Origin of the sequence: Pseudofrankia coriaricola, from assembly GCF_001854805.1 — a bacterium.
GTDB lineage: Bacteria > Actinomycetota > Actinomycetes > Frankiales > Frankiaceae > Pseudofrankia.
The window spans coordinates 1-14,899 of the sequence record NZ_MBLO01000110.1 but is presented as its reverse complement, the minus strand read 5'-3'; the positions used below and the strand labels follow the sequence as shown (position 1 = coordinate 14,899).

At 68.1% G+C, this 14,899-nt stretch carries 12 protein-coding genes and 2 pseudogenes; 2 read left to right on the top strand and 12 right to left on the bottom strand.

Translation table 11 applies throughout. The features are described 5' to 3' along the window. Positions 1-187: 187 nt before the first annotated feature. Positions 188-376: a hypothetical protein gene (locus BCD48_RS50695; RefSeq protein WP_131804016.1), complete on the bottom strand. Its 189-nt coding sequence runs from the start codon at positions 374-376 to the stop codon at positions 188-190. Between the two features lie 686 nt (positions 377-1,062). On the opposite strand from BCD48_RS50695, the gene BCD48_RS16430 reads away from it, so the two are divergent. After that, positions 1,063-2,343, top strand: a complete 1,281-nt coding sequence (locus BCD48_RS16430) for a sialidase family protein (protein WP_071049279.1) — start codon at positions 1,063-1,065, stop codon at positions 2,341-2,343. 180 nt (positions 2,344-2,523) lie between these two features. Here BCD48_RS16430 and BCD48_RS52270 read toward each other — a convergent pair whose 3' ends face one another. Beyond that, positions 2,524-2,940, bottom strand: a complete 417-nt coding sequence (locus tag BCD48_RS52270) for a VOC family protein (protein ID WP_198543271.1) — start codon at positions 2,938-2,940, stop codon at positions 2,524-2,526. Between the two features lie 8 nt (positions 2,941-2,948). Then, a complete protein-coding gene (locus BCD48_RS16420; protein WP_071049275.1) occupies positions 2,949-3,857 on the bottom strand; it encodes an MBL fold metallo-hydrolase in 909 nt (302 codons plus the stop codon). Between the two features lie 869 nt (positions 3,858-4,726). Between BCD48_RS16420 and BCD48_RS16415 the strand changes: the two genes are divergently transcribed. Beyond that, entirely contained in the window at positions 4,727-7,246 is a 2,520-nt protein-coding gene (locus tag BCD48_RS16415; protein WP_241841774.1) for a sensor domain-containing protein, read from the top strand. A 276-nt stretch (positions 7,247-7,522) separates the two neighbouring features. Here BCD48_RS16415 and BCD48_RS16410 read toward each other — a convergent pair whose 3' ends face one another. From BCD48_RS16410 to BCD48_RS16375, 9 genes and pseudogenes are all read right to left on the bottom strand, one after another. Next, complete coding sequence (locus BCD48_RS16410) at positions 7,523-8,317, bottom strand: SDR family NAD(P)-dependent oxidoreductase (RefSeq protein WP_071049274.1); 795 nt, start codon at positions 8,315-8,317, stop codon at positions 7,523-7,525. A gap of 106 nt (positions 8,318-8,423) precedes the next feature. Then, positions 8,424-9,761 (bottom strand): ABC transporter substrate-binding protein, encoded by a 1,338-nt coding sequence (locus BCD48_RS16405; protein WP_083418739.1) that lies wholly within the window; start codon positions 9,759-9,761, stop codon positions 8,424-8,426. A 27-nt stretch (positions 9,762-9,788) separates the two neighbouring features. After that, on the bottom strand, positions 9,789-10,511 hold the full coding sequence (locus BCD48_RS16400; RefSeq protein ID WP_083418738.1) for a 3'(2'),5'-bisphosphate nucleotidase CysQ: 723 nt from the start codon (positions 10,509-10,511) through the stop codon (positions 9,789-9,791). Further along, a pseudogene (cysC, locus tag BCD48_RS53720) lies at positions 10,508-11,056 on the bottom strand (adenylyl-sulfate kinase); the annotation flags it as partial. The pseudogene cysC and the gene BCD48_RS16400, both read right to left, overlap by 4 nt. Next, positions 11,054-11,907: pseudogene (cysD, locus tag BCD48_RS53715) on the bottom strand (sulfate adenylyltransferase subunit CysD); the annotation flags it as partial. The pseudogenes cysD and cysC, both read right to left, overlap by 3 nt. Further along, positions 11,907-12,665, bottom strand: a complete 759-nt coding sequence (locus BCD48_RS16390) for a carboxymuconolactone decarboxylase family protein (protein ID WP_071049271.1) — start codon at positions 12,663-12,665, stop codon at positions 11,907-11,909. The pseudogene cysD and the gene BCD48_RS16390, both read right to left, overlap by 1 nt. Before the next feature lie 37 nt (positions 12,666-12,702). Continuing rightward, a complete protein-coding gene (locus BCD48_RS16385) occupies positions 12,703-13,737 on the bottom strand; it encodes a zinc-dependent alcohol dehydrogenase (RefSeq protein ID WP_071049270.1) in 1,035 nt (344 codons plus the stop codon). Then, positions 13,734-14,540 (bottom strand): sugar phosphate isomerase/epimerase family protein, encoded by an 807-nt coding sequence (locus tag BCD48_RS16380; RefSeq protein WP_071049269.1) that lies wholly within the window; start codon positions 14,538-14,540, stop codon positions 13,734-13,736. Before BCD48_RS16380 ends, BCD48_RS16385 begins: the two co-directional genes overlap by 4 nt. Continuing rightward, positions 14,537-14,899 (bottom strand): alkyl sulfatase dimerization domain-containing protein (locus BCD48_RS16375; protein ID WP_274536537.1); only part of this gene is annotated, 363 nt, incomplete at its 5' end. The genes BCD48_RS16380 and BCD48_RS16375, both read right to left, overlap by 4 nt.

Genomic DNA, 14,899 nt, shown 5'->3' with positions numbered 1-14,899 from the left:
AGCACGGCGATCTGGTGGCGCAGCGCGAGGAGCTCGACGTCCTTGTCACGATCACTGCGAGGCAGCAGGCGCAGCAGCGCGAAGGCGTTCGTGACGCCGAGGTAGGTCAGCCGGAGCAGCACGAAGCAGCATCCTCGCGCAGCCGCGGGCCGTGCCGGGCGAGGGTCGGACGCTGCAGGGGCCACGGTCAGTCCCGACGGAGGCGACCGCCCTGACCAGCACGGATGGCATTTTCGGCATGCACAATGTCGAGGACCTCGTCGCGGACCTGCCCGCCCAGGCGTGGTGCCGGAGCTCCGCTGGCGCGGATACCAGTTACAGGTGCCCCGGCCAGCGGGATCGCGAGCTGGCCGAAGGCGGGGCCGCGATCGGCCATGCAAGGCTCCATTGCTATCGCAAAATCTATGCCATTGACGCAATGTTGATTTTGGTATAGAAAGCAACTGCGCACGATCGAGCAGGGCCGATCGTCACAGCGGGTAAGGCGCCAGCCTCGGACCCGCCAGTGACACCGTGCTCCCCGGTGGCGACGCCTTGTTACGGAGCCAGCGCGTCGAGAACAGACGCCTTCTGGAATCGTCGGGTCGCAGCGAACGGTCAAGACTCAAATCCTGCCGTCCGGATCGTGGACTCGGCCGCACCTGGCTGGGGTATCAACGAGCCCACGCCAACCTGGCCCGACCGCGACGACGTCGCGGTTTCGAACGATGTCGACCAATACAGCGACGGCGAAATGGCGACGCTGGCACGTGCCATCGATGGCCGCGAGCGGTGCCGGTGGGTCCGACTCCATCGCGCTGCCGCGGGGCAGTCGTCCGGGCATTCCATTGGCACCATGCGCGTGGCAGCACGCTGGATATACGTGCCGAAGAGGAACACGGCGTGGTCAGCCGACCCGATGAACACCATCTCGAGACCACGTCCGTGAACCTTCGCGGCTCGGATGAACCTAGGGTGCACCACGGAGAGGAGAAAGTGATGGCGAGGCGGCACAAATTCGTCCAGACTAGGGTGAGGAGGCGAGTGCCTACCCTGGGGTTAGGCATGATCCTGAGTCTCGCCATGCTCTTGGCTTTACCGGCGACGGCCCGCGCACAGACAGCGGTGACGAACGGCGGCTCTGCCAACGCGATCACCGAGATCAACGTGACGAACGACCCGACCAGGGACAACGGTCAGCCCGAGATCGCCGTCAACCCGAAAGACCGGAACAACCTGGTGTTCATCTCCACGGACCATCGGCCGGGAGAGAGAACGGTGACACCCGACAAGTTCCACTGCTACGCCGCGTACTCCCGTGACGGCGGCGCGAAGTGGACGGAGGTTCCCTGGCCAAACGGGAATCGGGCCATGTGCGGTGACCCGAACCTGGTCGTCGACTCCCACGGGGTCTTCTACGTCGCCTTCAACCGCCTGGGCTGCGCGCCAGGTGAACCCGAGCCCCCCTCGCCCGGCGGCTGCAACGACGTGCCGAACCATCTGGGTTTCTCGAAGTCGCTCGACGGCGGCCGTACCTGGTCCGCTCCCATCGACACTCCGCTGCTGATCGGGGTCACCCCTCGGCTACGGATCGACGCCGCGAATGACAACATCTACGCCGTCGGCCAGGACACGGCTGGCAACATCGCGGTCTCGGTGACCAAGAACCGGGGGGCGACCTGGAGCGATCCCGCGGTCCTGCCGCCGCAGCCGTTCGGCACGCAGATCGCCGCGCAGGGTAGAACCCTCGCCGCTGCGACCGGCATCACGGTGAATTTGGACAACGGGGTCGTGTTCGTGGGGACGGACGTGATCTTCCAGGCGAGCCGTGACGGTGGGAAGACCTTCACCAACTTCCCGGTGACAACGACGAACGGTACCCCAGTGGCGCCGCCTGTCGGCCCCTCCCTGCCCAACCTGACGACCGGCGCCACCGACCCTCTCCCGTGGGTCTCGGCGGATCCGACACACGACGGCCGGTTCGCGCTCATGATTCCGCGGGGCAACAACCTGGAGGTCTACATCACCGAGAACTCCGGTGCGAAATGGACTGGGCCGACCGTGATTCCCGCGGCGGGCGCGGTCAAGCCGTGGATCGATTTCGGCTCGACGGGGCTTCTCGGCGTCATGTGGCGCACATCCGCCGTCGATGTGTACTCCACGGTCTCGTTCAATCGCGGGAAGACCTTCAGTCATCCGGTGAAGGTCAACAAGGTGACGGAGCCAGACGCCACCGCCGCGGGCGACGAGTTCTCGCGGATCCTGGTCACGGACAAGTACGCATACGTGTCCTGGTCAGATGGCCGGAACGGCGGCACGCCCGACGGAATTCTCGCCAGGGTGCCGATCTCTCGGTACAAGTAGGTCCTACCGGGGCAGGTTCGACCGGGCTCGGTACCCAACCGGCACCAACCGAGTGAACCACTGAATTCACGTTCGGAGCGCAGAGTGGCCAGGAGGCGACCGCTTCCTGGCCACTCGACGTACCCATGGCCGGCGAAGTCTCTCCGCGCGGGAGGACGCGCGCGCCAGTCATCGTGCTGGTCAGGCGAAAAGCTCGACCACCCGCTGGCGGCCGGCGCTGAATTCCTGTAGTTGGATCGGTGTTCCGTCCGGGTCGGCGATGAAGAAGAACCGCGAGACCCAGGTTTCGGTGATCGGGCACAGCAGCGTGGCCCCGGCGGCAGCCACCCGCTGGTAGGCGTCTTCGACGTCGACGACGGTCAGTGCGATCTTCGGCCGCCCGAACTCAGGTTCGAGCCGACCAGAAACACGGCGATGTGCAGCGACGTCATCACCCCGGAGCAGATGGTCGCCCTCAACCAGCAACCCTGACGGGCCTGGGGCGACCACCAGACGACTCCGGGCATGAGCCCGGCCAGCCGACATTCCGTGCCCGCCGTCGAGGTATGACTTATTGCTGCTGGTGTCGCGCCAGAAATGCCGAAGCCCGTCCGACATGTCAGGACTCAGATCTCGGTCGGCCAGGACAGGAGGTATCGGCCATCGGTGGAGTGCGCGATCCGGCAGGCATGCGGTGTCTGGAAATGAGCGGGGGCGAGCAGATGCCCTGTCGTCGCGCAGTGGTCGAGGACCGCGCGTCGGGAGGCTGCGGCCGCCTGATGGTCGAAGTTTGCGCCGGGGCTTGGAGAGAGGGTCCACTCCGGGCGCAGGACGTGCACCGGGCTGTGCAGTACATCTCCCGAGAAGCACACCCCGTCCAGGTCGTCGGCGTAGCAGGCGGACCAATGTCCCGCGGTATGGCCCGGGGTCGCCAGCAGGGTGACTCCGGGCGCGGGCGAGTCGCCGTCGTCGAGGAGCTCCACCAGACCGGCTTCGAGGACGGGCGCCACACTGTCCTCGAAGACGCCGCGGTTGTAGGCGAACTCCGGGAACCGATCGGGTGCTCTCGCGAACGCATCCCAGAACGACACTTCGGGAGCTGACAGCACGTAGCGAGCGTTCGGGAAGGTCGGATTCCAGCGACCGTCGACGAGCCGTGTGTTCCATCCGCAGTGATCGGGGTGTAGGTGGGTGCACACCACCAGGTCGATCTCGTCCGGGTGCGTACCCGCGGCGGCGAGCCGGTCCAGCCAGGGCGTGTCCAGCATGTCGTAGTACTCGTTCGGTGGAAGCGCGCGCGATTTGCTGTTGCCGATGCAAGGATCGACGAGCAGCGTGAAATCGCCGGTACGCAGCAGCCAGCTGTGGTGGGACAGGCGAGCCATGCCGGTCACCGGGTCCACGTGCCGCGGATAGAGCCACTCGGCGTGCGCTTCCACCTGCGCGGGATCCCAGCCATGGCAGAGCCCGGCCACTGGCACGAGCCCTGCTTCGAGCTCCAGTACCGGGGTCAGCTCGGCTTTCCCGACTCGCATGAGGCGGACGTTATCAAGGTAGATTCTGCCGTTCCACCATCGGGGCCTGCCGACGACGTCCTGGCGGCGCAGCGGGCGCACAGTGCCGGCGAAGCGTCACGGAGGTCGGCATCTTCGCCGACCTCCGTGGAACGCCGCGAGGAGGTTCCCGCTGCCGTCCGCGGCGGGAGGGACCGGATTCACGTCACCCGCGTCCGCCTCCAGCTTGAACAGCTTCGGCCGCCGCCGCTTTTCCTCGGCGGGCCGCTGCGCCGCTGCGGCCCGATAGTTCGCGTTGCCCCCGTGCCGCGACACGTCACGGCTGACTGCCGACTGGCTTCGACTCAGCAACGCCCCGATCGCCCGATGCGACAACTCCGCCGCCAGCCGCCTGGAGGGTCACGTCCAACACCCACGCACCCTGCTCACCGCATTCGGGCACACTCCGCCTGTCCACGCCTTCCAGGGCTTCTACCACTCCGAAGCCGATCTACCGTCAGGCGACCACAGGCCCGGCTGACCGCGCCGGCGCACGACGACATCGCCGAGCAGCAGATTCCACGCGGCCACCAGTATCTGGCGTCCGGACGGAGGCCGGTCGCGGGCTGCCCCCCGCACGGGACACCGGCGGTCCTCAGCCTGGTCTCGTGCACCTCCCTCGGCCCCACCGGCGCGTGAGTCCTGGATCTTGGAACAGTCCCGCCGGGACAAATCCCGCCCGCTCGGTCTGCTGGCTATCAGGTTGGTGAGCGAGATGTCGGGTACGAATGATGGGCAAACGGCGGCGACGTGGGCCGACGGTGACCGGCCACGTCCTCTCGCCGATAGTCACGGGGGTGTGGCGAGCGGTGTCGGAGAGTGAACCTCACAGCGGGCTGGGTTTCTCCGACTTGTTCGACCTTCTTCGGGTAGGTCTGACCCTGACTAGTATCGACGATGGCAGGGTGCGACGGGCCAACGAGTTCGCCTGCCAGTTGTTGGGCCGAGATGCCCGCGAAGTCGTTGGCAGGGATTGGCACGAACTCGTCGACCCGATGCAAGTCGACGAACTGCGCGCTATCGACCCGGGGGATGTTCTGGCCGGACGCCTCGACTGGCGGCAGCGCACGATCCGTTTCGTCCGACCCGACGGCCAGGTCACCCATGTCCTAGCCTGCGGCAGCAGGGTGATCATCGACGGCGACCGCTGCTTTCTCAGCCAGATTCAGGACATAACGGAGCTTGTCGCGACGCATCGTCAGCTTCAGCTTGTCTTGGACAACACGCCGGTCTCGGTATTCCTCCTCGACCACGACGGGCGGGTGCTCACCAGCGGCGGCGCCGCCCACCAGTTGCCCGCAGCAATGCTTAGACAGGTGACCGGCTCCAGCGTCTTCACCGCATTCCGTGACCATCCGGCGGTGCTGGCAATGGTCCGTCGGTCGCTGCGGGGCGAGCGTGTCCATGAGGTCCTGTCGGCGGGCGGACACTGGTATGATGTTCATCTCGTTCCGGTGCCCGGTGCGGCGGCGCAGCGCCCGTCGGTCGCGGGCGTCGCCAGTGACGTCACCGAACTCGAACGCGCGAGCGCGGAGCTACGAGTCCGTACCAACCGCCAGACGGCACTCGCGGATCTTGCACAGCAGGCCTTGGAAGTCGCCGATGAGGACGTGCTGTGGGATCGAGGAACCCGGACCCTCACCGAGCAGATCGGTGCCGAGGTGATGATCGTGCGTGGTCGGCCCGCGTCGGATCGGATCCCCGCCGCATGGGCTGCGTCGGATGATTCCGCAGGCGTCGGCGCCGACCCATCGGCCCCATACAACCCGATGGTCCCAGCCCACCTGAACGGCGGCGACGGACTGCAGGGTCGGGTCCTCTCAGATGGCGGCGTCACGACGCCGGCGACAGAGCCACCCTGCACCGTCGTGCGGGTTCCGGTAGGGCCTGCAGACGAGCCGGTTGCAACGATCTGCCTCCGTGGAGCCGGGCGTCGACGGACCTCGGATGACGCCGCCTTCATCCGCTCCGTATCCGCGATCCTCGGATCGGCAGTACTACGGATCCACATGGAGCAGGACACACGGTTCCGCTCCCTACACGACCCCCTGACCGGCCTGCCCAACCGGGCGGCGCTGCTCGACGCACTTCGACGCAGCCTGAGCCGGACCGGACGAAACCAGACCCGGACCGGCGTCCTGTTCGTCGATCTCGACGGCTTCAAAGCGGTCAATGACACACTCGGGCATCAGGCCGGCGACAAGCTACTCACGACCGTCGCCACCCGGCTCCGCCACGCGGTGCGGCCCGGAGATGTCGCCGGCCGGCTCGCGGGCGATGAGTTCGCCGTCTTGTGCGAGGGCATCGGCAGCCTGGATGACCTGCAAGCCATCGGCGAGCGGGTCATCCAGGCTCTCGAGCCCACCGTCGAGCTGCGCCGGCCGGTCAACGTGAGCGCGAGCGTCGGGGCCGCGCTCTCCGGCCCCGACCTCGCCGACGCCGAAGCGCTGATCACTGCCGCCGACGTTGCGATGTACGAAGCCAAGCGGCAAGGCCGCGGATGCCTCGTCCGCTACGACGAACCAGTCCGGGCCACACACGCCGCCCGACTGCGCAATGTCACCGCCCTCCAACATGCGCTGGGCGAGCGGCGACTTGACCTGCAGTTCCTGCCGATCGCCCGCCAGACCGGCCCGATCGTCGCGGTGGAGGCGATCCCCTGCTGGCCTCATCCAGCCCGACATGCGCTGGCACCCGAAGACTTCGAACCGATCGCAGTCGACGCAGGGCTCTCCAGCGACCTCGACCTCTGGCTCGTTGACAACGCGATCCGCTATGCGCACGACGCCGCGGGCCCAGACGGGCAGACGCCGATGACCGCGTCGACCGTCACGATCAGAGACGACAAACGGTGGGACGAGGGCAGAAAAGCATCACCCAAGGAGATCTGGATTCGGCTCTCCGCCCACAGCTTCAGCGACCCCGATCTTCGCAGGAGAATCATCGCGCGGGCCACTGGATCGACGACGGTCGCCGGACACGGCCTCACTCTCTGCATCGTGATCCCCGACAAGCTCAGGGCAGAGGATCACCGGGAGATTGACGCCGCCATCGATCAACTCGCCGACGCCGGCGTCGCGGTCCGCCTCGACTACGCCGAGACCACGCCCCTGGGAGCAATGACTCCAGACCACCTGCCATCCGGGCTTCACGGCGTCAGCCTCAGCGAGCAGTACGTACACAGCGTAGATCACAGCGACGCCACCGCGGCCGTGCTCGCGGGCATCGTGTGCTTCGCACACCTACTGCACTTGGACGTAGCCGCACGAGGCGTCGACACGCCCTCCGAGCTGGACGCGATCCGAGCGCTGGACTGCGACCTTGCCCAGGGCGCCGCCGTAGGCCAAGCGCTCCCCATGCCTCCTTGGTAACCGCGCGCCTGTACGAACATGCGGCCTGACCTGCCCGGACGTACTTTTCGGCAGGTACAGGGTCATATCACCCGATGTCATCACTCACGGTGCCCATCCCGCCGGACCCGAGGCCCGGCGTGTCGGGCCGGAACCACCTCTGGTGAAACAGTCCCCACGGCGGAAGTCAGCCCGGGTCCTGGTCAAGGTGTCAAGGTCGTCCGAGGCTGACGTCGACCGGAACCCGCGGCAGCGCCTCGGGCGGCTCACCGCCCGAGGCCGCGCGGCTCCCCCGGCTCAGCGGGCGTTCGCCTGCAGGGAGCTGCCCCCGTCGACGGGCAGGATCGCGCCGGTGATGTAGGACGCCTCATCGGACGCCAGGAAGACGGCGGCGTTGGCGATGTCCCACGCGCTGCCCTGCCGGCCCATCGGCACCTGGGCGGCTCTGCCGGCGGCGACCTCGTCGCGGTCCCGCCCGGTCGCCTCGACGACGCGGTCGACACCGATGGGAGTGTCGATCATTCCTGGGATGATCGCGTTGACGCGGACGCCGTGGCGTGCGTATTCCAGCGCGAACCCGCGGGTGAGCGCGTTGACGCCGTTCTTGCTGATCGAGTAGGGATTCGCGCCAGGCAGCAGGCTCGCGAGTGAGGAGACGTTGAGCACGACACCGTGACCCTGCTTGCGCATCACTGGCAGGAACTGCCGGCACACCAGCCACAGGCCCGTGAGGTTGACCGCCATGCCGAGGTTCCAGTCGTCGACGGTGGTCGCCTCGGTCGCCGCCGCCACCACGATCCCGACATTGTTGTGGAGGATGTCGACGCGGTCGAACGCCTCGGTGGCGGCCCGCAGGATCGCTTCGCATTCCTCCGGCTCGGTGATGTCGGCACGGTACGCGAAAGCGTCACCGCCTTCGGCCCGCACCTGCGCCACCGTCTGCTCGGCCGCGTCCAGATCCCGGTCGACGACGAGTACGCGCGCGCCCTCGCGGGCGAACGCGACCGTGACCGCCCGCCCATTGCCGATGGTGGCACCGGGCCGCTGCCCGCCACCGACGACGACCGCGGTCTTCCCAGCGAGCCGCTGCATGCGGTTACCTCTCTCCCAGCCGGGCCTCCCAGCCGGGCAACGATGGTGGGCCGCGGGACGGGCGAGGGCATGCCGATATCGCCCACCCCGCGGCCGACGTCGGATGTCAGTCGGGGATCGGGGTGTTGCCGAGGACCTTGTACGCGGCGGGCTGGCCCTTGTCGTCCAGGGCGGTGGACAGGCCACCGCGGACGCAGACGGCGGGCTCCTGCGGGATGGCCTTGCCGTTGCAGCGGAACTTCAGCCCGGCGCCGCCGGGCAGCTCCGTCTCCTTCATTCCCTTGATCGTCGAGGCGATGGTCGCCGGAGTGATGTCACCGGAGATGCCCGCCGTCGCGGCCTGGAACCCGGACATGACCATGAACATGATCATGCCGTCCTGGGAGTCGAGGTCGATGTCCTTGCCGTAGGTCTCGGCTACCTTCGTGTACAGCTGCATCGACGAGGTGTCCGGGCCGAGCGGCGCGGTGGCGCTGACCACCATGCCCTTCAGCGTGTCACCGGGGACCGACTTGCGCGTGGCGTCGGTGATGCACTGCGAGATCCCGCTGATCGTGCCGGTGAAGCCAACGGCCTTGAGACCGTTCATCGCGCTGATGCAGAACGAGTCGCTGCCGATGATGAACACCTGGTCCGAGCCGTTGTCGACGACCTGCTGCATCTGGGGCGTCATGTCGGCGGTACCCGGCGCAACGCGGGCGACCTCATATCCGATGCCGGCCTTCTCGAACAGCGGCGGCGCGATCTCCTGCGCCGAGTGCAGCGCGGCGGGCACATCGGTGACGACGGCGGTGACCTTCTTGTTGCCCTCGGCCTCCGCGACCTGGATCGGCAGGTCGATCACCGGGAAGGTCGGGTTGCCCAGGGTGAACGTCGTCGGGCTGGTGAGCAGGCCAGGATCACTCGAACCGTAGATCATGACCGGGATCTTGGCGTCGTTCAGCGGCTTCCAGGCGCTCTCGATGACACCGGACGTGCCGATGAGGACCGCGGCGACACCCGCCTCGATCATCCGGTTGCCGCAGTCGGAGGCCTTGGACAGGTCACCGACGGTCTCGCAGTAGGTGGCCTCGATCGGCCGGCCACCGATCCCGCCCTTGTGCTCGTTGAGGTACTTGACCGTCGCCTCGGCGACGCGCTTGTCGGTGGTGTGGTCGGCGACGGGGCTGGTCCCCTCAGTGATCACGCCGATCTTGACGGGTGCGCCGGTCGCCTGGGCGACGGAGCCGAGGGGGTCCGTCGCACCCGCGGAGCCACTCGCGGGGGTGGGGGTGCCCTTGTCGTCGGAGCCGCCACAGGCCGCGACGAAGGTCAGGCCCGCGGCCAGAATCGCGACACCAGCCAACCGTAATCCGGAGCGGCGGGTGGGTGATGGCGTCCAAGCGGTGGATCTGACTGGTCGGGCGCCGGTCGATGAGCTGGCGCGTGGCCGAATGTGCGTCAACGTTCCGCCTTTCTCGGTGGAGGGTGGCTACTGATCCCGCAGCGCGTTCAGGACGGTGTCCGCTATTTCCGGGCGGCAGACGAGGAGATCGGGCAGGTAAGGGTCGGGCTGGTTGTAGACCAGGGGCGAGCCGTCAAGACGGGAGACATGCAGCCCGGCGGCCGCGGCGACGGCGACCGGTGCGCAGGAGTCCCATTCGTACTGGCCGCCGGAATGGGCGTAGACGTCGACCTGCCCGCGGACGACCGCCATCGCCTTGGCGCCGGCGGAGCCCATGGGAACCAGCGCGGCCTTCAGCCGGGTAACGAGATGGTCGACGCAGGCGGGCGGCCGGGTTCGCGAGACCGCGAGACGGATCGGTCCGGCCGCCCGCGGGACGAGCCTGGGCGGCCTGCCGGTATGCAGGACGAGGTCGGCGGCGGGCAACGCGACGGCGCCGACGGCGGGGCTGCCGGCCACGGCGAGCGCGACGTGAACGGACCAGTCCTCGCGCGGCGGCTCGCCGTATTCACGGGTGCCGTCGAGAGGGTCGACGATCCAGACACGGTCATGCTCGAGGCGCAGCTGATCGTCGGTACGCTCCTCCGACAGGACGGCGTCGTCGGGACGCTCCTCTGACAGTCGACGGAGCAGAAGCTCGTTCGACTGGCGGTCCCCGGCCGCGCCCCCCTGGGCGCGAATGTCGAGCAGGAGGCTGCCCGCCTCGGCGGCGAGCGCGGCCGCGAGCGCGTGGTCGTCCCGGTCGTTCACAGGTCTCCCGCCAGAGTGAGGATTCCCACCTCGCGGAGGTATTCGACGACTTGGTTGGCGTTGGTTTCGGGGCTGATGGTGCCGGAGGCGTCGAGGTGGATGTCGGGGTGGCTGGGCGGTTCGTAGGGGGAGTCGATGCCGGTGAAGTTGGTGAGTTCGCCGGCGCGGGCTTTGGCGTAGAGGCCTTTGCGGTCGCGGGACTCGGCGACCTCCAGCGGGGTGTCGACGTGGACCTCGATGAACTCGCCGGGGTCGAGGAGGTCGCGGGCGAGTTGGCGTTCGGCGCGGAACGGCGAGATGAACGAGGTCAGGACGATGAGACCGGCGTCGACCATGAGTCTGGCGACCTCGGCGATGCGGCGGATGTTCTCGACGCGGTCGGCCTCGGTGAAGCCGAGGTCTTTGTTCAGGCCGTGCCGGATGTTGTCGCCGTCGAGCAGGTAGGTATGGAAGCCCTGGTCGTGCAGGCGTTTCTCGACGAGGTTGGCGATGGTGGACTTGCCGGCGCCGGACAGGCCGGTGAACCAGACAACGGCGGGCTTCTCGATGACCCGGCCCTGACGCTCCGAGCTCGTCGTCAGCAACATCTCCTGAATGATCTCCGTGAGCGTCGACGCCGAACTCTCCACCGCGCCCGTCAGCGGATAGCAGCCCAACGTCCGGAACGGCACCGACCGCTGCTCGGGAACCTCGCCCGGGTTCAGCGGCATCCGCTCGTCATCAACCATGATCAGCACGCCGTCGCGTTCCACCACCGGCCGCGGCGCCGCAAAGTACAGCGGCACGATCGGGATGTTCTCCCGATGGATGTACAACCAGATATCCAGCTCGGTCCAGTTCGACAACGGGAACACCCGAATCGACTGCCCCGGCGCCTTCCGGGTGTTGTACAGCCGCCACAGCTCCGGCCGCTGCTGCTTCGGGTCCCACCGGTGCTGCGCAGAGCGGATCGAGAACACCCGCTCCTTTGCCCGCGACTTCTCCTCGTCCCGGCGCGCCCCACCAAACGCCAGGTCGAAGCCGTACTTGTCCAACGCCTGCTTCAGACCCTCGGTCTTCCAGATATCGGTATGCATCGCCGACCCATGATCAAACGGGTTGATCCCCCGCTGGACCCCGTCCGGGTTCCGATGCACCAACAGATCCAGATGCTTCTCCGCCACCAGCCGATCCCGAAACGCGTACATCGCCTGGAACTTCCACGTCGTATCCACATGCAACAACGGAAACGGCGGCCTCGACGGATAGAACGCCTTCAACGCCAGATGCAGCATCACCGAGCTGTCCTTGCCCACGGAGTACAGCATCACCGGCCGCTCCGATCGGAGACCGCCTCCCGGAAGATCTGGATGCTCTCCGCCTCCAGCCGCTGCAGGTGCGTCACGCGACCCGGCATCAGGCGTTCTTCTTTGCCCAGGCGGCCTCGGCCGCGTCGTGGAGTGCCTCACCCTTGGCGAACCCGTAGTAGACGGAGAAGTGGATCACGATCTCGTCCATCTCCTCCTTGGCGAGGTCGCCGGAGTGCAGCGCCGAGGAGACATGGGTGTTCAGCGGCATGGGCGAGTCGTCGATGGCGACGCAGGCGACCGTGATGACCCTGCGCTCCCGTCGCGTCAGCCCGGGCCGCTGCCAGACATGGCCGAAGACGAAGTTCAGGATGCCGGCGTGGCGGTACGGCGAGGTGCGCGGCGGCGCCTGGGTGAGGTTGACGTCGACGAATTCCCGCACGCCCTCGTCCAGCCGCTTCTGCCAGTCGTTCTCCCCGAGCGTCTCGTTCGACAACACGGGCCATGGCTCGGGCTCCCGGCCGTTCTCCTGCGCGATGCGGGCCGACTGCTGGGCGATGACCATCTCGACGTGGGAAGCCTTGGGCCAGCCGCAGTACACCGCGAAGTGCAGGACGAACTCGAGCAGCTCCGGGACGGAGATGTCCCTGCTGTTCAGCGCCGCGTAGACGTGGTCGTCGATGGGGCCTGGCGCGTCGCCGGCGGCGACGCAGGTCAGCGTCACCCATCGCCGGTCGCGCCGGCTGAGCCCGGGCCGCGACCACACCTGGCCGAACACGAAGTCGCGGGTGGCGGCCTCGAAGGGAGTGCTGGCCGGCGTCGGTTCCCGGGTCATCACCTCGCGGTACGTCTGCTCCGAGTCGCCCATGTCGGATCTCCTGCCCTGGGGTGTTGGTGGTCGGGGGTCAGCTCATCCGGAGCGCGACGCGGACCGAGTCGCGGCCGGGAACTGACCGGGTCAGGAGCGCGAAGGCGTCCTCGAACTTCTCCAGCGGGAACGAGTCGCCGAGCAGCTCGGCGGTCGGTACCTTGCCGGCGTTGATGAGCGCCACGGCGCCGGCTGCGTCGAGGCCGGCACCGGGGTGCAGCGTGATGCGGCGGGTGGGGATCCAGTCGCTGTGGAAGCCCTCGAGCGGTCGGTCTTTCATCCCGGCGATGACGACGTGGCCGCCCTTATGGACGAGGTCCATGGCGAGGTTCACGGTCACCGGATTGCCGGCCGCCGCGTCAATGACCACGTCGGCCATGTCGCCACCGGTGATCTCGCGAACCCGATCGATGGGGTCGTCGGCCTCCACGTCGATGGTGTGGTCGGCGCCGATCTGGCGGGCGCAGTCGAGGCGGAACCGGTCCTTGCCGGTGCCGGTGACGATGACGGTGGCCGCGCCAGCGGCCTTCGCCGCGACTATGGTCGCCATGCCCATGTGCCCTGGGCCTTCGATGACGACGACGTCGCCGTTCTTCACGGGCGCGACCCAGGTGACCGCGCAGCTGAGTGGTTCGAAGACGGTCAGCTGGTCGGCGGGCAGGTCGTCGCGCAGCTTGTAGACCATCGATCCTGGCAGCAGCTCCAGGTGCTCGGCGAGTCCGCCGTAGAGCCCGGAGCCTTCGTCGGCAGAGAAGTCGTGTCCGTAGATGCGGTGCCCGGCGGGAGTGAAGACGATGTCCCAGACGGCGACCCGGTCGCCTTCGGTGACGCCCCACTGCTCGGCGGCCGCTGGGTCGATCTTCTCGATGCGGCCGACGATCTCGTGACCGGCGATGGAGGGGAACTCGCCGCCCCAGGAGGTGTGGACATGGCCGCGGAAGTGGTCGATGTCGCTGTGGCACAGGCCGGTGGCCTCGACGCGCAGGATGGCGCCGCCGAGCTGTGGGTCGGGGACGGGGAGGTCGCGTAGCTCCCAGGTCTCGTCGCCGTTGAACACGATGGCCCGCGTCATGGCAGCACCTTCTCCAGGAGTGTGTTCGCCCGGTCGACGGCGCGTCGGGTCGCGCCGTCGAGGCCCTCGGCCTCGACCGCGGGTCCGACGAGCTCGAGCTCGAAGGGGCCGGTGTAGCCGGTGTCGAGGACGGCGTGGACGAACGTCTCGACGGGCATGTCGCCGTCGCCGGGCACGACCCGCGTCCCGACCGGCAGTCCACCGCGTTCGTGGGCGAGGACGTCGCAGAGCTGGGCGGTGGCGAGGCGGTCGCCGACCTGGCGGATGGCGGCGGCCAGGTCGGGTTCGCGCCAGCAGTTGCCGAGGTCGACGATGAGCGCCAGACCGGTGCGGTCGGCGACCTCGGCCGCCTCGGGCAGGGTTTGCACGAACGACCGGTCGGTGCGCTGGGTCGGTTCGATCGCCAGCCGGACGCCCCGGCCGGCGGCGTGGGCGACGCAGGGCGCGGCCGCGTCGGCAAGCGCGCAAGCGAGTTCGTCGAACGACCGCCCCGGGCTCGTGCCTGGAGTGAGGTAGACGCTGCCGCCGCGCGTCGCCGCGAGGTCGATGGCCTGGTTGACCTCGGCGCGGGTCGCTTCCCAGGTCCCGGGTGCGCCAAGGTCGAACTGGTCGGTGATCAGGGTGGTGAGGCGCAGCGACCGCGACGTGAGCGCCTCGACGGCCTGGTCGCGTCCGTACGCGGTGAGCTTGGCGTCGAGGACGCCGACGTGGTGCAGGCCGAGGGAGTCCCACAGGACGAGCTCCTGGGCGAACGTCCAGGGGTAGGTGCACATCTCGCTCACGGAGAGCCGCGGATGGATCATGAAAGTGCCTCTCGGATGTCGCGGATCTCGGCTTCGAGCCAGCGGACCTCGCTGAAGTTCTCCCGTCCGCTGCGGGCCAGCAGGAGTTCGTGGGCTTCGAGCTTCACCCGCAGCGCGCTCGTGTCCTTGGGTGCCTGGGACAGGACGATCTCGGCGAAGTGCAGGGCCTGCAGTGCCCGTCCGGCGGCGAGATGCGCCTCCGCCCGGTCGAGCAGTGGGGCGGTGCCGCCGGCGAGGTCGGTGAGCTCCTCCCAGATCGCCGCCGGGGGCACGTCGTAGAGCTCGGTGGTCGACTCGTAGCGGAACCAGCCGGTGTGCTCCTCCCAGATCGCCCGCACGATCCAGGGGACCTTGCCGTG

What these genes read in the sequence shown, in the direction of transcription:
- BCD48_RS50695 (WP_131804016.1), bottom strand. Translation starts at nt 376, where the DNA reads ATGGCCGATCGCGGCCCCGCCTTCGGCCAGCTCGCGATCCCGCTGGCC.
- BCD48_RS16430 (WP_071049279.1), top strand. Translation starts at nt 1,063, where the DNA reads ATGCTCTTGGCTTTACCGGCGACGGCCCGCGCACAGACAGCGGTGACG.
- BCD48_RS52270 (WP_198543271.1), bottom strand. Translation starts at nt 2,940, where the DNA reads ATGTCGGACGGGCTTCGGCATTTCTGGCGCGACACCAGCAGCAATAAG.
- BCD48_RS16420 (WP_071049275.1), bottom strand. Translation starts at nt 3,857, where the DNA reads ATGCGAGTCGGGAAAGCCGAGCTGACCCCGGTACTGGAGCTCGAAGCA.
- BCD48_RS16410 (WP_071049274.1), bottom strand. Translation starts at nt 8,317, where the DNA reads ATGCAGCGGCTCGCTGGGAAGACCGCGGTCGTCGTCGGTGGCGGGCAG.
- BCD48_RS16390 (WP_071049271.1), bottom strand. Translation starts at nt 12,665, where the DNA reads ATGGGCGACTCGGAGCAGACGTACCGCGAGGTGATGACCCGGGAACCG.
- BCD48_RS16385 (WP_071049270.1), bottom strand. Translation starts at nt 13,737, where the DNA reads ATGACGCGGGCCATCGTGTTCAACGGCGACGAGACCTGGGAGCTACGC.
- BCD48_RS16380 (WP_071049269.1), bottom strand. Translation starts at nt 14,540, where the DNA reads ATGATCCATCCGCGGCTCTCCGTGAGCGAGATGTGCACCTACCCCTGG.